The organism is Ornithinibacillus halophilus (genome assembly GCF_900129485.1).
Lineage (GTDB): Bacteria > Bacillota > Bacilli > Bacillales > Amphibacillaceae > Ornithinibacillus > Ornithinibacillus halophilus.
The window spans coordinates 56,381-77,040 of record NZ_FQVW01000009.1 but is presented as its reverse complement, the minus strand read 5'-3'; the positions used below and the strand labels follow the sequence as shown (position 1 = coordinate 77,040).

The following is a 20,660-nucleotide window of genomic DNA, read 5'->3' as shown; positions in this document are numbered from 1 at the left end:
CATCACTTCGAGTGAGTAAGATCCCTCAGAGACGATGAGGTTGATAGGTCCGAGGTGGAAGCGTGGTGACACGTGGAGCTGACGGATACTAATCGATCGAGGACTTAACTAACACATTTGATTCGTTGATTATCTCTTATTTAGTTTTTGAGGTATAAATAAAAAAAGACTTGCATTTTATCATATAAGTGCATATAATAAAACTTGTCTTTAAAATATGGAATGTCTGGTAGCGATAGCGAGAAGGTCACACCTGTTCCCATGCCGAACACAGAAGTTAAGCTTCTCAGCGCCGATGGTAGTTGGGGCTTTGCCCCTGCAAGAGTAGGACGCCGCCAGGCAATTAAATACCCTGTGATACATTTTGTATCGCAGGTTTTTTTATTATGGTATAGGAAATTACAAAAAGGTTTGTTGTTTCTCTATATGTTATAATCAAATGAAAACTGGTAATAGAAATGTTTGGAAAGGAAAAGTAGATATATGTTTACTGAGAAATTATATTATAAAGATTCTTATATACGTTCATTTACTGCAACGGTTTTAAAATCTGAGATGGAAGATGACGGTCGCTATTTTGTTCTCCTAGATAAAACCGCTTTTTATCCAACTGGTGGTGGTCAACCACACGACATTGGAAAATTAAATAATATAGAAGTTTATGATGTGCAAGAAGTAGAGGGAGAAATTCGTCATTACGTTGAACAACCAATCGAGTTACATAAAAAGTGTGAGGGAGTAATAAATTGGGATATAAGATTTGATCATATGCAACAGCATGCTGGACAGCATATATTATCTGCAGCATTTGACGATCATTTCAATTATCAGACAGTTAGCTTTCATTTAGGAAAAGAAATTTGTTCTATTGATATTAATGTAGATAGTTTGTCTGCTGACAAGGCTGACAAGGTGGAACAAATCGCAAACAATATAATACTTGAGAATCGTTCTATAGATACAAAGTGGGTTACACAGGAAGAGCTTAGTAACTATAGGTTGAGAAAGTCAATATCTGTTTCTGAGAACATAAGACTAGTTATTATACCAGATTTTGATTATAACGGATGTGGAGGAACACATCCAACGTCAACTGGACAAGTAGGTTTAATAAAAATACTCCATTGGGAGAAACAAAAGAAACAAACACGAGTTTATTTTGTATGTGGAAATAGGGTGTTAAGACAGCTACAAAATAAACATCATGTGGTCCAGGATTTAACTACAAAATTAAGTGTTCCACAAGAAAAACTAGTTGAAAAGACAGAAGGTATTTTAGTACAAAACAAGAATTTAGAAAAGAATATTAATGAATTAAATAATCAAATACTAGAATTTGAAGCTATTCAACTAACAAATCAAATAGAAATTCATGACGATATAAAAATAATTAAAATGGCTTTTCAAGATAAAACCATGGCTGAGCTTCAAGTACTTGCTAGAACATTAATAGGAAAAAGAAATGATCTATTAGTATTACTAGTAAGTGATTATGATAATAAGCTTCAACTAGTTTGTGCAAGAAGTGAAAGTATTGAAATCAATGTTAATCAACTACTTAAACAAACTTTGCCTCTGATAAATGGAAGAGGGGGAGGAAAAGAGAATTTTGCACAAGGTGGTGGAGAAAAGGTAATCTCTGCTGAACAATTATTATTAGAGTTAATTCATAAAATAAAGGTCGGGATATAGACTGCCATCCGCTTCAATCAACAAACTTTTAAATTGATATTGAGGCTAAACTAGTGAAGGAAATACACGAAGACTCCTCGGAAATAAAGAACAATTTCCTTCGTGCGATGATTATGCTTCCGTAGCGTTACTTGTCCTGCGGGAGCAGAGGCATAGGTGAGACCCCATGATGCACTTGCGTCTACAAGTAATGCTACGCAGCGGGCTTCCTCAGCGCAAGGGTGCTAGGAAGCCTAACCAAGCAGTTCCCTGGCTCACCAGCCGCCCTTGTGCTGGAAGTGAAAGCGAAGTGTATTTTCCGTAACGGTAGGATTCACTCACTACTAATTATTCGCGAATAACTTCAAAAATCCGAATAGATTCTATTGTTTGGTTTTGGATGTATCTAAAATACTTTTTTCTAGCCTCATTTAGCATTTTCAATCACATCAGATGGAATATCCAGTCTATCATGTTCGTTATATTCACTTAATTGGTAGGCAGAGGTTTCATGCATGTAATAGTCATCTTCCTCTGATACACCTGAAATTTCCTCTTCATGCTCAATCGTATATGTGTCAACATATAATGTGTCTTTATCAATGGTCATCGTGAAAGTACCATTGTAAAACGTTTTTTGCTCGAAATTATTACCAATATACGCATCAATCACATAATCGAATCCTAAATAAATATGCTTTACAAATTCTTCATCACTTCCGGTAAAGGAAATTGTATAGTGCGTGTCTCCATCTGAAATTTCAAAGAGTGATGCATGCTGAGCGAATTCTTCAAGTTTATGGGACATCAGGACCTTATATTGTCGATAGCTATCAACATTTGCTGGATTTTCATACCAACTGTCAGGATCATGGTTAATGTCACGTACCCATTGGTGGGTTGGAATTGTATAAAGCTCTAAGTTCATTGGATCAGTTCGACCATCGTCTAAATTTATCAATTCATGAGTAACAATTTTGCTATGATAATTGTGTTCTGCCTCAATATTCCAAGAAAGAATCGTATCTTGATAAAAGTTAGAAATGTTGGATTTGATTGAACCATTAAGTTTTAAACTTGTAACATTATTCATAGCCTCATGTGATTGGAGCAAAATATCAGCAACATTTAGTTGTGACATATCACTTGTTGCTTCATTGTCAGTTGCATTTTCGCTTTCTTCCTGTCCTTGTTCAACCTCTTCATTTGTCGATTCATTATCTTTTGATTGGTCCTTCTGGACTTGGTTTGAAGTTGAATCTTCAGTTTGTTTAGAATCAGTTTGTTGATTTTTTTCAGTTTCTTCTTCTGAGTTATCATCTGTCTCGATATTAATGGTAATACCTTCTCCTTCTTGTAAACTGTTAAGAATATCGCTACAGCCTGTTAAGAACAGTATTGAAACAAATAATACAAACCATTTTTTCATTATTTCTCCTCTTTCCATGATGTCTTAAAAGTACGCTTATGTTATCGTAGCAAAGCATCCAGAAAGTGTAATGTATACTTAGGTATATATTTTTTTTGAATTTCCTTAACTTTAATTTTTACATGAAAAAACTTTTGTAAAATTAACTTTTCCTAACTTAATAGTACTTAGAAATTAAAAAATGAAGATAAAACTACTAGCCATAATTAAAATTTACCAATCTACCACTAATTGCATGATTTTTTTACTAGGTTTATAATGAAAGAAATGGACAAGACTTCATTCTTTTTTCCACGCTAATCTATCCTATTCAACCTCACATACCCAGAATACAAGCGATAAAATCAAACTTTAAAAATAATAAAAAGGAGTCGATGACATGAAATTTTTTCATACTGCGGATTGGCATCTAGGTAAACTCGTACAAGGAGTATATATGACAGAGGATCAGGAGTACATCCTTGAACAATTCATGAAAGCTGTTGAGGAAGAAAAACCAGATGTAGTTGTTATTGCTGGTGACTTATATGATCGTGCAGTACCACCGACGGAAGCAGTGCATCTACTAGATAAGGTCTTAAAGCGAATTATTATCGATTTAAATACTCCTGTATTAGCTGTTGCTGGAAACCATGATAGTCCTGGAAGGCTGAATTTTGGAAGTAGCATAATGAAAGATAATGGATTTCATATCGTTGGAAATTTTACAACAGAAGTAGACCCAGTCGTAATTAAGGATGACCATGGTGAGGTTCATTTTCATTTAATTCCATACTGTGACCCTAGTGTTGTACGTAACCTGTTTGATGATGAAGAGATACGTACTCATAATGATGCAATGAGAAAAGTTGTAGAAAATATTAATGAACAGAAGGACCCAAACAGTCGACATGTGTTTATTGGACATGCTTTTGTCACTCCATTTGGAGAAGAAGAAGAGAATACGAGTGATTCAGAACGTCCACTATCCATTGGTGGTGCGGAGTATGTGGATGCTCATCATTTTACCAATTTTGATTACACTGCACTTGGACATTTACATCAGGCGCATAAAGTACTGCAAGATAACATTCAATATGCAGGTTCACTGCTAAAATACTCAATATCAGAAGAGCATCATAAAAAAGGATACTATATAGTTGAAATGGATGCAGATGGTGAAACTAGATTAGAAAAATGCCTTCTAAATCCAAGAAGAGACATACGTACCGTAGAAGCAACTATGGACGAAATATTAACACATCCGGTGAATGAGGATTATGTATTTGTAAGATTACTAGATGAAGCACCGGTTCTTTCACCTATGGAAAAAATTCGTTCCGTTTATCCAAATGCAATGCATGTTGAAAGGAAAAATTATGCAATAGCAATGGATTCTAATGAGGAACAACAGGTCGTGAATCGTAGTAAAATGAGTGATTTTGACCTTTTTAAATCCTTCTATAAAGAGGTAAAAGGTACGGAAGCCAATGAAGAAACAGAAGCAATAATTAAAGAAGTATTAGATGAACTACTACGAGAAGAAAATGAAACGAAAGAAAAACCTAAAGAAATGGTAATCAATAGGTAGGAGGGCGGCGTATATCTATGAAACCTTTAAAATTAACAATGACTGCTTTTGGTCCTTATAAACATTCAGAAGTAGTAGACTTTAATGAATTAGACGAAAACAAGCTATTCGTAATCTCTGGGAATACTGGTGCAGGAAAAACAACCATTTTTGATGGGATTTGTTTTGCTTTATATGGTAGTGCTAGTGGTACGGATCGAGAAGATAATAAAATGTTACGTAGTGATTTTGCCGATGATCAAACCCATACATCAGTAGAATTAGAGTTTGAATTACACGGTCGTACGTATCGAATCCTACGTCAATTAGGTCATGTGAAAAAAGGCAATAAATCAAAGACCGGCGAGAAATATGAATTCTACGAAAAAGTAGATGGGAAAGAAATTCCATGCGTAGACCGACAGATGGTATCAGAAATTGATAAAAAAGTGGAAGCGATTATTGGTTTAACTCAGGATCAATTTAAGCAGATCGTAATGCTCCCACAAGGAGAGTTTAGGAAGCTATTAACCTCTCAAACGGAGAATAAGGAAGCGATCTTACGCAGACTCTTTAAAACGGAGTCGTATAAACAGATGAATGACTTGTTGAAAAATAAAAAGAATATCGTAGAACAAGAATTTAAACAAGCAGAACAGACAAGAAAACATTATGTACAAAGCATCCCTCAAGTTTTACCTGAAAGAGAAGATGCAAAGCTATTTCAAGTGTTGCAGGAAGAGCACTACAACATTAATCAAGTTGTAGAAGGATTAGACTTAGAAAATCAATATTATCAAGTAAAGATAATCGAGGATAATAAAATATATGAAGATGCTTATCAAGCACATGATAAGAAGCAAACCCAATATCATGAGTCTAAGGCATTGAATGAAAAGTTTGATAACCTTAATATCAAAGAAAAACAGTTAGAAGAGCTACAGTCTAAAGTACCGGACTTTGAGAACAAAGAAAAAGAACTAGAAGCAGCAGAGCGCGCTAGTACGATTACTTTTTATGAAGAGCAAGCAAAAGAAAGACGTAAGGTTGAAAAAGATAAACAAGCACAATTATCTATAACAACATCTACGAAGAACAAAGCAGAAGAATCTTTAGAACATGCAAAAAAAATCTATGAAGAAGAAGAAGGTAAGAAGGAACTTAGAGAGAATACAACAAAAAAACTGGATCAATTGAGAGAATTCTTACCAACTGTGAAAGAAATAGATGAAAAGAAACGTCACCTGCAAGAGCTAGCTATTAAAGGAAAACAAGCTCGTGAAGAACTAGATCAAGTAAAAGAACAGGTAAAGTTAAAAAACGAACAATTGGAAAAAGACAGTAAGAAAATATCTCAGATGGATGAGGCGGTTAGTAATTTATCTAATAAACAACAGAAACTATATGATCTTAGGGATCGTGTAAATGTTTTAAGAGATTATTTAACGCTCAACGAAGAAAAGACTAATTTAACAATAGAGATGACAAAAACTGAAAGTTCTTTCCTAGATCTAAAATCAAAATACAGTCAATTAGAGGATAAGTGGTTAACTAACCAGGCAAGTGTATTAGCGACTCATTTACATGAGGGAGAAGCATGTCCTGTTTGTGGTAGTATGGAACATCCAAATAAAGCAACTGATTCTGATGAAGCAGTATCCAAGGAAGTTTTGGATGAATTGAAAAAACAGGTGGATCAGAAGGACAGCCTATTCCGAGATGTAAAAGTGAAGTTAAACAATGTTAACACCCAGTTAAAGGAAAAAGTAGAACAATTAGAGGAGTATCATATTGATCTTGACAAGGCTAAAGTAATTCATGATCAATTAGTAGAAGAAGGTAAAAAACTTAAAGCTGAAGTTAATCACCTAAAACACCTTCAAGTAAACTTAAAAGAAGAGAAAGAGCAAGAAAAATCTTTAAAACAGGAAATAAAGGATTTTGATCAGTTAAAAGAAAAAAGAGAAACAAACTATCAAAATTTAAGAACTAAGTATCAAACAGATAAAGCTGTTTACGAAGAGCGTTTACGCAATATTCCTGAGGAAGTTCAAGTACTTGAAACATTGGAAAAAGAAATATCAGAAACAGAAAAAATGAAGTTGAAGTTAGAAAAAGCATGGGAAGTGGCACAAAGACAGTTACAAGAAGCAAAAGAGGAACTAACAAAAGCGGAATCAAACGTCTTACATGCCCAAAAACAAGTAGGAGAAGCAAAAGAAAATAGAGAAAAAGCCGACACAGAATTTTTCACTCAATTAAAAGAAGCTGATTTTTCGACAGAAGAATCGTATCATAATGCGAAATTATCCAAAGAGGACAGAACTACATTAAAAGAAACAATTGAACGTTTTAAAAATAGTTTGTCCACCGTTAAACAACAGGTAAGTGAGTTGAAAATCGAATTAAAAGACAAAACACGAATTGAACTAGAAGAACTAAAGCAAGAACTGCTAAGCTTAAAAGAAACATATGAAAAAGCCTTTAACACGTATAACCGTTCAAAAGAGTACCTTCAAGAGACAATGAAAATCAAAGAGAATATTTTAACTGAGAATGAGAAGGTAACAAGCCTAGAAAAGAAACTAGCAACAATAACAGATTTATATGATGTAGCTAGGGGACAGAACAGTCAAAAGATATCGTTTGAACGGTACTTACAAATTGAATACCTTGAGCGTATCATTGATGCTGCTAACCAGCGCTTAAAACGACTATCGAACGGTCAATATTATTTAATCCGTAGTGATCGACAAGAGTCACATGGACGTCAAAGTGGCTTAGCACTTGATGTATATGACGCTTATACGGGACAGACTCGAGATGTGAAATCATTATCTGGTGGAGAGAAATTTAATGCATCTTTATGTCTAGCATTAGGTATGTCCGATGTAATTCAAAGCTTTCAAGGGAATATTTCGATTAACACGATGTTTATTGATGAAGGATTTGGTTCATTGGATGAGGAATCGCTGCATAAATCAATTGATGCATTAATTGATTTACAGCAATCCGGCAGAATGATCGGTGTTATTTCACACGTTCAAGAATTAAAAGCTATGTTTCCGGCCATCCTTCAAGTTTCTAAAACGAAAGAAGGTTATAGTAAGACTAAGTTTTTAGTCAAATAAGGTAACTATTTGCCCATTGAAGGTATCAAACCTATCAATGGGCTTTTTTTGAGTAGCAGCTACTAAAATAAGTAAGTGCATCGTTTCTACTTTTCCATTATTTTTCACCTTCTCACAAAACACTTCTATTAAAAGAGCCCTAAATTAGAGTAATTAAGAGAAATTTAGAGTAAACAGATGATGTTCGCGTTTTCATGGCGTTTTGAAGGTATGTCTTTATATGATATGATTCACTATGTTCTAAACGGAAAATAGCGTCAACACAGTGTTTACGCTACGTCAAATAAAAAAGAGGTGCTTAAGTGAACAATATACAACAATTAAAACAAGAATGGTTTGGTAATGTACGTGGTGATATCCTAGCAGGAATTGTCGTTGCCCTTGCATTAATACCAGAAGCGATTGCCTTTTCTATTATCGCAGGTGTGGATCCAATGGTAGGTCTATATGCATCTTTTTGTATAGCAGTAGTGATATCATTTGTTGGTGGAAGGCCAGGAATGATTTCTGCAGCAACAGGTGCAATGGCTTTACTTATGGTTAATTTAGTTTCAGAACATGGATTGCAATACCTACTAGCAGCTACAATACTAACTGGAGTCATTCAAATTATATTTGGTGTCTTCAAATTAGCTAATGTTATGAAATTTGTTCCAAGGTCGGTTATGGTTGGATTTGTGAATGCATTAGCTATTATGATTTTTACTGCTCAACTACCACACTTTGCTGGTCAAGGATGGTTAATGTATGGACTGGTAGCATTAACCTTAGCAATTATCTATATTTTACCTAGGTTTACTAAGGCTGTTCCATCGACTCTTGTTGCAATAATTGTAATAACGGCAATTGCAATTTTTGGTAATTTACAACTTGGAACGGTAGGAGATTTAGGAAATTTAACGCAACAATTGCCTGTTTTTCTTATCCCGTCAATTCCATTTACATTTGAAACGTTAATGATTATTTTCCCATATTCTCTAGCACTTGCTATTGTAGGTCTTTTAGAATCACTATTAACAGCGAATATTGTTGATGATATGACAGATACAGAAAGTGATAAAAACAAAGAAAGTCGTGGGCAAGGAATTGCTAATATTGTTTCAGGATTTTTTGGAGGAATGGCTGGTTGTGCGATGATTGGTCAATCAGTAATTAACGTGAAATCCGGTGGTAGAGGGAGATTATCGGCATTTGTCGCTGGTGTATTTTTAATGTTCCTTATCCTTGTATTAGGTAATCTAGTAGTACAAATTCCAATGGCGGCTCTAGTTGGAGTTATGATAATGGTTTCAATCGGAACTTTCGATTGGTCTTCCCTAAAGAACTTGCATAAATTGCCACGTACTGATGCAATTGTCATGGTTGTGACAGTTGTGACGGTAGTAGTGACTCATGATTTATCTAAAGGTGTGTTAGCAGGGGTTCTATTAAGTGCCATTTTCTTTGCAGCGAAGATCTCTAAAGTGAAAGTTAATGAAATAGTTGCATTAGAAGGAAATAAGAAGGTCTATAAAATCCACGGTCAAATCTTCTTTGCTTCCGTTACAGACTTATTGGAGAAGATTAACTTCAATGATACTGTTAAAGAAGTTGAGATTGATTTATCGAATGCTCATTTATGGGATGATTCTGCTGTAGGGGCTTTAGATAAGATTGAAATGAAGTTTGAGCAAAATAATATAAAAGTTACGTATACTGGTTTGAACGATGAAAGTAATGACTTAAAACAAAAAATTGGTGGCTTATCAAAAGCATCAGGGCATTAATACAAAGATAGAAGGGACTACTCCATTAAGGGTAGTCCCTTTGATATATTCACTAACAGTATCTAACCTTCTTTATCATTTTTACGTGCTATATAAATTGTGGGTGCACGATATTCCCTAGAGGCACGTATATCTTTATTCGAAGCTTTCATAAAGGACCATGCTAGTAAGATCATAATGAAAATGATTGGAAATCCTGATACGATACTTGCTGTTTGTAATGTTTGAAGATCTCCAATAAACATTAAAACTAATGGCATGAAACATAGTGTGAACGCCCAAAATAAACGATGCCATCTTAAAGGATCTCCACCTTCTAACGATTTCTGGGCAACAGCAGCAAGAATATAAGATGCTGAGTCGAAAGTGGTGGATAAAAAGATAATAGAAAGAATAGTAAATACTGGTACTACCAAACCTGAAAATGGTAATTGATTTAAAATCTCAATGATTGTTGCTGGGGCACCGTATTCATTCATATAACCAATAACATCAAAGGAATTAGACAATTGTAAAAAGAGTCCGTAGTTACCGAGAATACCAAAGAATAAGATGCACCCCAGAGTACCATAAATCATTGTACCAAGAATCATTTGTTGAATGGTTCTTCCTCTAGAAATCCGCGCAACAAACAGGCCCACAAATGGTGCATAAACTAACCACCATGCCCAATAAAAGATTGTCCAACTCTCTGGAAATAATGTTGACTCAAAGGAAGTAACTTGTGCTAAAGGTTCAAGCCAAGTGGCCATTCGGAAAAAATCGTTTAATAAGATTCCAATACTGCTAACAGTTGCTTCACTTATAAATACCGTCGGACCAAATATAAAGACAAATCCTAATATAAATATTACTAGCCATAAATTAGCATCACTTAATATTTTTATCCCTCTCTGTAGCCCGGAGTAGGAACTGATGGCAAAAATCCCTGTACATACTAACATTACACCAGCTTGTGTTAGCAGGTTCACAGGCAGGCCGGTAATATCATTAATCCCCTCGGTAATCATTGGTGTACCTAATGCTAAGGTTGTACCAGCACCACCCATCAGTCCAAAAATAAAGAGGACATCTATTATATTTCCTAAAGGCCCATCCACTAATTTTCCTAGTACAGGACGCACGGACTCACTGATTTTAAGTACGGGTTTTTTTCTTACATAGTAGAAGTAGGCAATTGGAAGTGCTGGAAGTGTATAAATTGCCCAAGCAATCGGACCCCAATGAAACATACCATACGTCGCAGCATATCGTATTGATTCTTCTGCTTCAGGTGTGATTCCAAAAGGTGGACCTTGATAATAATACGCCCACTCAATCATAGCCCAATATAAGATACTAGAACCAATTCCCGCAGAAAATAACATGGCAGCCCATGAAAAAGTTCCGAATTCACGCTTCGTATCTCGGTTTCCTAGTTTAATTTTTCCTTGTTTTGAAAATGCAACGAAAAGAAGAAAGAACAAAGCCAGTAATCCAAGCAGAATATATAGAACACCAAAGTTTCCTGTCATAAAATCATTAGCTATGTTAACAACTTCAGCACCTGTTTCTGGAAATAGTATTAATGGAATCGTTACACCAAATAGTATTATTAGTGCTCCAATAAACGTTGGCCAATCAATTAGTTGATTTTTCACCTATGTCACTCCTTCTAAAAGTATAGCTAATGTTAATATGCCACAATCATCATATTTCAATTTAAAATATAAATTCTTTCTATAAATTGTTATAATTGAATAAGAAAAGCGCAGAGTGCCCGCTTAGCGACTAAGTAAAAATTAGGTGATTCCTATTCGATTATTTAAAAAGAAGAAGTTTCTAGTACTATCTATTATTCTATTAATACTTCTAGTGTTGTTTTCGTATAGCCAAAATAACTGGCTCACAACCACATCGATAACGATTAAATCAAAAGAACTACCGAGTAATTTTGATGGATACAAGATTGTTCAATTATCAGATATACATAATAAAACGTTTGGAAAAAATCAAAAACGATTAGTTAGCAAAGTGAAAAACGAGAAACCTGATATTATTTTTGTTACGGGCGACTTGATTGATGCCCGAAAATATGACGAGGAACCGAGTTTAATTCTAATGGAACAATTAGTTAATATTGCTCCGACTTACTTTGTGACTGGGAACCATGAATGGTCAAGTGGAAAGTATGAATCATTGGAAGCTAAGTTGCTATCAGCAGGTGTTCACGTTTTAAGAAATGAGAGTGAAAGGTTAACAATTGAAGAGCAGAAGATTCTTCTTTTAGGTATTGATGATCCATATGGTAGCGAGTCCTATGTAGATGTGGCTATAACAAAAGATTCTCTTAATCCATTTGCTGATGAAATAGAGCAAAGTAGCTATACATTGCTTTTAGCACATAGGCCGGAATTGTTTTCTACTTATCAAGAGTACGGTATTGATGTCACTTTTTCAGGGCATGCACACGGAGGACAAGTAAGGCTTCCGTTTGTAGGTGGTCTTGTTGCGCCAGGTCAAGGGTTTTTCCCGAATTTTACTGCAGGTAAATATGAAGAAAATGAATCAACATTGGTTGTTAGTAGGGGACTTGGAAATAGTATTATTCCACAGAGAATCTTTAATTTACCAGAGGTCGTCTCGATTACTTTAGAAACAGAATAACGAAGTGACAGCGGCATCAATTTATGATGTCGCTATCATTGTTTTTATTTAAAATTAAGCCATGCTAGAAGGTTTCCTCCAAAACCTCTCTAAAATTGATTTAATTATGTGTCCTACGAGTACGCCAGGAATAATAGATAATAACGGCAGAAATACTGGCCCTGGCAAAATATCAAATATCTTAAGTACCGGTGAATAAATTACACCAACAGTCATGAAGTACGCTGAAAACACAAAAGGAAGGAAAATCAACGGTTTATTTTCTCCTGAGGCATCTCTATATGCATCCCACATCGCAAAAAAATACACACAAGGATAGAATAAAAGCCATTGATAATTCGCTTTATCTATTGCAGCTTGAATATCCCCTAAAAAACTATAAAAGATAATGGTATTCACATTAGCATTTATGTTAATTAAAAATTCAAGAAAAATAAACGTTAGTCCTTTTATATACCTTCTATTTAGTAGTTGTCCGAATCCAGGCAATGCAATTGACCACATTAATTTCTCAAGTTTGTCTTTTGTCACATTAAAATCACCACGTTATCAATAAAATTACTTCTTATGAAATACTTTCCACTAGTTGCTAAAACTTATTCATTATATTTCGTACGTGCACGCCTTTTTTGGAATACCATATATTGTTATAAAGCTCAATATATGGAGGTATTTGCATGTATTATCCTTATTATTTTCCTAACTATTATCCTAATGTATATTACACATATCCAGTTTACTCTGTACCTTATTACTCTAATTCAACTCTAATACAGACAAATGTAAGACCATATCCAGAAGTCGATCCAACCTTTTTTCACGATTCATCTTCGGCATTTAAGCAATTAATGCAAGATGCATCACATATTTTAGATAGCCTTTCTAGTTCTGAAGAATTGGCATATCAAGTAATGGATGCAGCTCAAAAAAATCAAACTGAAAAAGTGGAAGAATTAATTAAATCAACAGGTGTACAGGGAGAAGTAGAAGTAGAGTACAATCCTGATGGAATAAATTTAACGATGATTTCAAATGTTGAGGGAACGGAATGTTGTAAGTTAACAATGGCTATTCGTTGGAGATAAAACTCTAGATATAGTAGATTTTCTATGATTTAGAGAAATAGCAGGAATGATTATAAGAAATTATAGGAAACTAAGTCTATATGAAGTAAAAGGGGTTAGAATAAATGACGCAACTGCTAAGACATGAACTTAGACAAGTAGCAGATAAGGAAGAGTATGAGATTGTTATTTATTTAGATGATAATATGACAGAATTTGCTCAAGAATTAGGAACTATTCCAAAGGAAAAAGGGGATTTTGTGTCTTCAGTGAAAGAATTGATAAAAGAGAGATATCCAAAAATAAAGGTAACGATGCTGAAAGTAATGATTGGTGGAATTGCAGTTACATCTATTCCATTATTAGGTGCTAATATGACTTCCGTTGAGGCTGCAGAGTTACCGAACAGTCCTACAGTCCAATTACAAGATGTGAGCTCTACATATTATACGGTTCAATCAGGGGATACGTTATATTATTTAGCAAGTTATTACAATACGTCAGTAAATGCCATAAAAGATGCTAATCAATTATCATCAAACACATTACAGGTTGGGCAAAAGTTAGTTATCCCTAAAACAATGCATACTGTTAATCCTGGTGAGACACTTTCTATGTTAGCGAGAAGTTATGGAACGACTGTCGATTCGATTCGAGATGCTAATGGTTTGACGAATAATTTGATTCGGGTGGGCCAATCATTAACGATACCGGTGATGATTCAAGATGCACAGGTATCAACTAATGTACAAGCTGATAACCAACAGTATACAGTTGTACCTGGGGATACATTGTCAGCAATTGCCAAACGTTTTGGAACAAGTATTGACGTACTTAAAAGTAGTAATCAACTAAGTTCTGATCTCTTAAGAATAGGACAAACATTAACGATTCCTAATATAAACACTGATACTCAACAAACTACTCACGTTGTTGCAGTAGGAGACAGTCTATGGGCAATTGCAAATAAATACAAGGTATCAATAGATGCATTGAAAACAGCAAATGCATTAACATCAAATTTGTTAAGTATTGGTCAGGAAATCACAATTCCGACTACTGGAACAGGTATGAAAGAAAAGAACATTCCAACTACAAATAATGAGCAATATATCGTTGCCTCAGGAGATAGTTTATGGGGCATTGCTAATAAACATAATGTAACAGTAGATGAAATTCGAGTAACGAACAATCTAGATAATGATACATTACAGGTTGGTCAAAAGCTTATTATACCGAAAGAAAGTATGGGTGTCTTATCTCCAGTTACTACACCAGCAAGTAGTGAAGCTACTTATAAAGTAGTTTCGGGTGATACGTTATACAGTGTTGCAAGAAATAATAATGTATCAGTTGATGCATTAAAACAAGCAAACAAATTGACTACTAATAACCTTACTGTTGGACAAGTACTTACTATACCTAGTAAAGGAGATGTTACACAGGAGTCCCCAACTAAAGAGGATGTATCCGTACAAGGAGTACAACAAAGTCTGAAGCTATTAGGGTACTATGCTGTTCCTACGATGACAGGAACCTATGATGCTTCAACTACTACTGCTATTAAAAATTTTCAATCAGACTATGGGATTTCTGTATCAGGAAAGGTTGATCAGGAAACACAGTTAGCAATAGAACATGCTGTTGTAAAGCAGTCCATTATAAAGGATTCGGTGAATTATTTGGGTGTACCTTATTTGTGGGGAGGAACATCTCCTTCTGGTTTTGATTGTTCTGGCTTTGTCTATTATATGTTTAATCAACACGGAATCGATATGCCAAGAAATACTTCTTCAGGCTTATATAAACAAGGAGAAAGTATTAGTACGAATCAATTGCAACCAGGTGATCTAGTATTTTTTGCAGTAAATTCAACAGGGAATATCTCTCATGTTGGTTTTTATATGGGGGACAACCAATGGATCTCGGCTACAAGTTCTAAAGGGATTGCCGTTTATTCCATGGATAATTCGTATTGGTCAAAGTATTATGTGGGAGCTAAACGCGTGTATTAAAACGAAACTCTTTTATAATAGAATAAGAATAAAGGAACGAGGATTCATATTTTGTGTATGATTCCTCGTCTCCTTGTCCTACAATATAACTGAATGATTGTTTACCATTCGTATCAAGGCTTAAATTACTCAAGTAACCTATTTATCCGTTTCTTTGAATGATACGGAAATTGTTTTTTCCGTAGATGGATCAAATTCAACATCAACAAAGACGCCAAATTCTCTATCTTTTCCACGTAACCACAGCTTAAAATGCTCTGTTGCAGTTCCATCGTTATAGGTGCGTCCACGATGTAGGTAGTCAACTAAATCAGCATCAGGGTACTTTTTAATCGTTTCTTTAACTGCTATTTGTCCCCATTTGGCATAGGGTGGAATCTCTTTTTCTTGAGCATCTACACTGATATCGTCTCCGATTAAGCCAAATTGAATAAAACCGATCGATAAAGTCACAATGGATACGAATAAAAGTAACAACTTTTTCATCTTTAACTTCCTTTCATTAGCGTTTGTTCTTAGTTTGGCTTTATCTGGCTAAATCATAAGCTTTAAAAAATAGGCTTGTCTATAGAAAAATCGACAGTATAAATAATCAAAGCCATTAGAAGTATGCTAGACCTTACTAATGGCATCTGATTATGGTTTTGTCTAAGTTATTGTATATCAATAAATTTCCGATTATTATTGTTCTTTGGAATTGATATGGTAAGTTTTTCATCTCGAAATTTTGCTTTTGTTTGTTCTTTAGGAATTTTAAAGGGTAATGAAACGACTCTTTCTCTACGTTTATAAGATTGCTGTTTACCATAGTAGTTATTATCATCGTGATTCCCTTCTATGACAGTGCGATCTTCTACAGATATCCTTAGTTGATAACCTAATATTTCTAATTGAATTTGTTCTTTTTTGTAACCCGGTAATTCTGCTTCGATAATAATATTAGTCTCGGTTTCATATTTATTGATCCAAAATGGTTTTAAGTCAAAATGTGAATTCATTTGTCGGAAGGATTCATCAAAAAATCGGTCCATATGCCGTATGAAGTCGCGAAATGGAGATAAGTCTACATTAAAATTATTGGGGAAATTATTTTTGTTGGAATCCATTTCTATTCCTCCTTTTGTCAAATTTCTTCATTATATAAATATGCGAATGAACTAAATTGTAGTGGGCATTAGTGGAAAAAGTGAGAGAAGTACCTATATACTTTTGCTAAAAATGAAACCTTTTTTAAAATAAATCGTATTACGTTAATGAGCGCATTAATCACATTTTTTTGTTATGATAGAAAAGAATACTATGAAGATTTATAGGGGGAACAATATTGGATTTTAACGAAGTCAATCAGGAACAAATAGATAAGTGGAAGAAAATAATGAATCGTGTCGGTATCTTTGTAGGAATTATTGTTGCTATTTTAATTCTATTTTTAATTGCCTCCAATTGGATTACCGATTACATTTGGATGGATAGTTTAGGATTCAGTACTGTTTTTATGACGGTATTTGGTAGTAAATTGATGTTAGGTGTCATTGGCTTTTTCTTATATCTAATTTTAACGTTCGCTACCTTATCATGGATTAGACGTTCGTATATTGGTCATATGGATCAAAGCCAGTTGCCATCCTTTATCTTAAGTAAAAAAATTAGTGCATTGATACTATTAGGAATATCTATTTTTGTTGGTATTATTGGTAGTTCAATGTTGCAAGGTTTTGGTTGGGAACCAGCATTAAAACTATTAAACTTTGCAACATTTGGTGAAACAGACCCATATTTCAATATGGATATTTCTTTCTATTTATTTGTTTTACCATTTATTAAATTTATTATTAATTTACTACTTGGTTTAGCCATTTTTTATTTCCTATTAGAAGTAGGTGCGTACTCCGTATTTAATATGTATCGCATGAGTCGTTCAGCTCAACTTCATATGGGGATTACACTAGGATTTATTGGTTTATTACTAGCAGGGACTCATATATTAGCACCGTATGAAACATTGTTAACCAATCAAGTAAACATTTTTCAAGAAAGTGTCGTACATGGCCTTAGTTATACAGATGATTTAATCAATATACCTAAAGCATATGTACTTGCAGGAGTTGCCGTTATTGGAACCATTTGGATGATCATCGCGTTAACAAGAGGAAGACTTAAATCAATGGCAATCCCTGTTGTTGCTTACGTTGGATTAGTAGTAGTAGGACAGCTAGCATCAGTAGTCGTTCAAAATTTCATCGTATCACCTAATGAGTTTGCTAAAGAAAGCCCTTATTTACAACACAATTTAGATTACACACGAGCAGCTTATAACCTTGATGGAATTGACGAACAAGAACATCCAGCGAATGATTCATTAGATGAAGCTATGGTTGAAAGAAATGCTCTAACGATTGATAATATGCGTATTAATGACGCTAGACCAATTAAGGATATTTATAATCAAAAGCAAACATTTAGAACGTACTACAATTATAATGATGTGGATATCGATCGTTATTGGATTGATGGAGAATATCAACAAGTATTTATTGGTGCGAGAGAATTAAGCATGGATAACTTGCCAGAACAAGCTCAAACATGGGTGAATAAAAATCTTCGTTATACTCATGGATATGGAGTGGCTATGAGTCACGTAAATGAAATTACTTCTCAAGGGCAGCCTGAATTTATGTTGCAAAACTTACCACCTCAGGGTGTTATGGATATTACGAAGCCACAGCTATACTTTGGTGAACAACCATATCCAAATGTAATTGTAAACAGTAAAGTAGACGAGTTCGATTACCCTACAGGAGATGCAAACATGACAACTCGTTATGATGCTGATTTAGGAATTCCATTACAAGGACTTAACCGTATTTTATTTGCTTTAAATGAAGGTTCATTTAGAATGCTTGTATCCGACCAAATTACGGATGAAAGTCAGTTACTAGCAACAAGAAATATAAAAGAACGTGTAAACCGTATTGCGCCGTTCTTTGAGTATGATACGGATCCATATATTTTTGTACGAGAAGATGGTTCACTAGCATGGATGTTAGATGCTTATCTTTCAGCAGAACGCTATCCTTATGCAGAACCATATCAGAATGATGAAAACTATATCCGAAATTCAGTTAAAGTTGTGATTGATGCGTACTCTGGTGAAGTTAATTATTATATATCAGACCCTGAGGATCCATTATTACAAACTTATCAGAATATGTTTCCAGAGTTATTTACTGAAGAAGTACCCGATGATATAAAAGCTCATTTCCGTTATCCTGAACAGTTATTTACCATTCAAGCATCTATGTATGGTACGTACCATATGGATAATCTAGAGGTCTTTTATAATCGTGAAGATACTTGGCAGTTCCCAACAGAGAAGTACTTTAATGAGGACATTGTAATGGATCCATATTACATTACGATGAAATTGCCAGAGTATGATGAAGAAGAATTCGTTTTAATGATGCCATATACACCGAAAAATCGTCAAAATATGATTGCTTGGATTGGTGTTCGAAATGATGGAGAAAATTATGGGGAATTATTTGTTTATCGATTCCCGAAACAGAAAAACGTTTATGGACCACAACAAATCGAAAACCGAATTAACCAAGATAGTTATATTTCTCAACAATTGAATCTATGGTCACAAGGTGGCTCAGAAGTAATTCGTGGTAATTTACTTGCAGTCCCAATTGAAGATACAGTGCTTTATGTAGAACCAATATACATTGAATCTTCTAATGCCACATCATTACCGGAAGTAAAACAGGTAATTATAGCATATGAAGACCATATAGTAATGGAATCTACTTTTGACAAGGCATTGGATGTCATGCTTGATATTCTGGATCCGAATGTAGATGTAGAAACACCAGGTATGGATGATCTTGAAGAAGATATTGATACTGGTGACTCAGATGAGTCAGATGAGGGTGACGATCCAACCGGTCCAATATTAAATGCTGAAGAATCATTGAGAGAAATTGCAGACCTATTTGATGACTATCAAAATGCACTTTCTTCTGGTGATTGGGCTAAAGCTGGAGAAATTATGGCTGAAATTGAATCAAGATTAGGGAATATAGAATAATGACCAAAGAGCAGTGCCATAGAGGTACTGCTCTTTTTCCATTGTATTATTTAAACCACTTAATGAAATCCTATTATTGACAGGTTTCCTTCTTTAATGATAAAATTAATTTGAATTAAAGATATCTTAATTAAATATAAGTATGAATGTTTGATTGATATAACTAGGAGGACTAATAAATGAACCATTTGAAAGGGATGCACCATGTAACAGCTATAACGAGTAGCGCGGAGAAAAATTATGAGTTTTTCACATATGTACTTGGAATGCGATTAGTAAAGAAAACGGTAAATCAAGACGATATTCGAACATATCATTTATTTTTTGCAGATGATGAAGGGAATCCAGGAACCGACATGACATTTTTCGATTTCCCAGGTATCCCAAAAGGTTCTCATGGAACGAATGAGATTTATAAAACCTCTTTTCGTGTTCCAAATGATGAAGCTCTACATTATTGGGAAAAACGTTTTGATAGACTAGATGTTAAGCATAAAGGAATTGAAGAACAGTTTGGAGTAAAGGCATTATCATTTGTTGATTTTGATGATCAGCAATACCAATTAATTTCAGATGAAAATAATCAAGGAGTAGCGAGTGGGACACCTTGGAAAAATGGCCCGATTCCATTAGAATATGCAATTACCGGACTAGGACCAATTTTCGTTCGTGTTGCAAATTTTGATTATTTTAAAGAGATGATGGAAAAAGTTCTCCTATTTAAAGAAATTGATAGTGATGGTGCCTATCACTTATTCGAGGTAGGAGAAGGAGGAAATGGTGCACGTGTTATCGTGGAGTATAATCCAGTATTACCACAAGCAAGGCAAGGTTACGGAACCGTTCACCATGCAGCATTTAGAGTAGATGATCGCTCTGTTTTAGAGGATTGGAATAAACATATGCGATCATTTGGATTCCAAACATCCGGTTTTGTGGACCGTTTCTTCTTCGGTTCGTTATATTGTCAAGTGGCACCACATATATTATTTGAGTTTGCAACGGATGGTCCAGGATTTATGGGCGATGAACCTTATGAAACCTTAGGTGAGAAGTTATCCCTACCACCATTCTTAGAAGATAAAAGGGATCAAATCGAACAAATGGTACGCCCAATAAATACAGTTAGAAGTACAATAGAATTCGAAAAAGAATATTAAATAGAAAAATCAGTAGGTGTGAGTAGGCCTACTGATTTTTTTTATGCATGGGACCCAAGACAGATTTATAATCAGTCTTTTACTTTATATTTAAAATTTTCAAAATATATATTGACTTATGAAAGCGCATTCATTAAAA

Annotated in this window: 14 protein-coding genes and 2 rRNA genes; 11 read left to right on the top strand and 5 right to left on the bottom strand. The window is 34.6% G+C overall.

What is annotated here, in order from left to right; genetic code table 11:
* From BUB12_RS06190 to BUB12_RS06180, 3 genes are all read left to right on the top strand, one after another.
* Window positions 1-112 (top strand): 23S ribosomal RNA (locus BUB12_RS06190); the annotation flags it as partial.
* A 113-nt stretch (window positions 113-225) separates the two neighbouring features.
* Window positions 226-341, top strand: a 5S ribosomal RNA gene (gene rrf, locus BUB12_RS06185).
* Between the two features lie 142 nt (window positions 342-483).
* Window positions 484-1,692, top strand: a complete 1,209-nt coding sequence (locus BUB12_RS06180) for an alanyl-tRNA editing protein (RefSeq protein ID WP_072889151.1) — start codon at window positions 484-486, stop codon at window positions 1,690-1,692.
* A 406-nt stretch (window positions 1,693-2,098) separates the two neighbouring features.
* Here BUB12_RS06180 and BUB12_RS06175 read toward each other — a convergent pair whose 3' ends face one another.
* Complete coding sequence (locus BUB12_RS06175; RefSeq protein ID WP_072889149.1) at window positions 2,099-3,100, bottom strand: lipoprotein; 1,002 nt, start codon at window positions 3,098-3,100, stop codon at window positions 2,099-2,101.
* Between the two features lie 379 nt (window positions 3,101-3,479).
* Between BUB12_RS06175 and BUB12_RS06170 the strand changes: the two genes are divergently transcribed.
* From BUB12_RS06170 to BUB12_RS06160, 3 genes are all read left to right on the top strand, one after another.
* Complete coding sequence (locus BUB12_RS06170) at window positions 3,480-4,670, top strand: exonuclease SbcCD subunit D (RefSeq protein WP_072889148.1); 1,191 nt, start codon at window positions 3,480-3,482, stop codon at window positions 4,668-4,670.
* A 17-nt stretch (window positions 4,671-4,687) separates the two neighbouring features.
* Window positions 4,688-7,780 carry an AAA family ATPase gene (locus BUB12_RS06165; RefSeq protein WP_072889146.1) on the top strand — a complete coding sequence of 1,031 codons (3,093 nt, stop codon included), beginning with the start codon at window positions 4,688-4,690 and terminating at the stop codon, window positions 7,778-7,780.
* Window positions 7,781-8,082: 302 nt separating this feature from the next.
* Window positions 8,083-9,546, top strand: coding sequence for a SulP family inorganic anion transporter (locus BUB12_RS06160; RefSeq protein WP_072889144.1), 1,464 nt, complete (start codon window positions 8,083-8,085; stop codon window positions 9,544-9,546).
* Between the two features lie 62 nt (window positions 9,547-9,608).
* Here BUB12_RS06160 and BUB12_RS06155 read toward each other — a convergent pair whose 3' ends face one another.
* Window positions 9,609-11,186: a BCCT family transporter gene (locus BUB12_RS06155; protein ID WP_072889142.1), complete on the bottom strand. Its 1,578-nt coding sequence runs from the start codon at window positions 11,184-11,186 to the stop codon at window positions 9,609-9,611.
* A gap of 145 nt (window positions 11,187-11,331) precedes the next feature.
* Here BUB12_RS06155 and BUB12_RS06150 point away from each other — a divergent pair, with 145 nt between their 5' ends.
* On the top strand, window positions 11,332-12,192 hold the full coding sequence (locus BUB12_RS06150; RefSeq protein WP_407668438.1) for a metallophosphoesterase: 861 nt from the start codon (window positions 11,332-11,334) through the stop codon (window positions 12,190-12,192).
* 54 nt (window positions 12,193-12,246) lie between these two features.
* On the opposite strand, the gene BUB12_RS06145 is transcribed toward BUB12_RS06150, so the two are convergent.
* Window positions 12,247-12,723, bottom strand: coding sequence for a hypothetical protein (locus tag BUB12_RS06145; RefSeq protein ID WP_234982588.1), 477 nt, complete (start codon window positions 12,721-12,723; stop codon window positions 12,247-12,249).
* 146 nt (window positions 12,724-12,869) lie between these two features.
* Here BUB12_RS06145 and BUB12_RS06140 point away from each other — a divergent pair, with 146 nt between their 5' ends.
* Both BUB12_RS06140 and BUB12_RS06125 read left to right on the top strand, forming a co-directional pair.
* Window positions 12,870-13,277 (top strand): YuzC family spore coat inner layer protein, encoded by a 408-nt coding sequence (locus tag BUB12_RS06140; protein WP_084063235.1) that lies wholly within the window; start codon window positions 12,870-12,872, stop codon window positions 13,275-13,277.
* 104 nt (window positions 13,278-13,381) lie between these two features.
* A complete protein-coding gene (locus BUB12_RS06125; RefSeq protein WP_084063234.1) occupies window positions 13,382-15,271 on the top strand; it encodes a C40 family peptidase in 1,890 nt (629 codons plus the stop codon).
* A gap of 138 nt (window positions 15,272-15,409) precedes the next feature.
* Here the strand turns inward: BUB12_RS06125 and BUB12_RS06120 are convergent, their stop codons facing one another.
* Window positions 15,410-15,757: a YqzG/YhdC family protein gene (locus BUB12_RS06120; protein WP_072889140.1), complete on the bottom strand. Its 348-nt coding sequence runs from the start codon at window positions 15,755-15,757 to the stop codon at window positions 15,410-15,412.
* 167 nt (window positions 15,758-15,924) lie between these two features.
* Complete coding sequence (locus BUB12_RS06115) at window positions 15,925-16,377, bottom strand: Hsp20/alpha crystallin family protein (protein WP_072889139.1); 453 nt, start codon at window positions 16,375-16,377, stop codon at window positions 15,925-15,927.
* Between the two features lie 218 nt (window positions 16,378-16,595).
* Between BUB12_RS06115 and BUB12_RS06110 the strand changes: the two genes are divergently transcribed.
* A complete protein-coding gene (locus BUB12_RS06110) occupies window positions 16,596-19,361 on the top strand; it encodes a UPF0182 family membrane protein (protein WP_327196135.1) in 2,766 nt (921 codons plus the stop codon).
* Window positions 19,362-19,540: 179 nt separating this feature from the next.
* Window positions 19,541-20,521, top strand: coding sequence for a ring-cleaving dioxygenase (locus BUB12_RS06105; protein ID WP_072889137.1), 981 nt, complete (start codon window positions 19,541-19,543; stop codon window positions 20,519-20,521).
* Window positions 20,522-20,660: the final 139 nt, after the last annotated feature.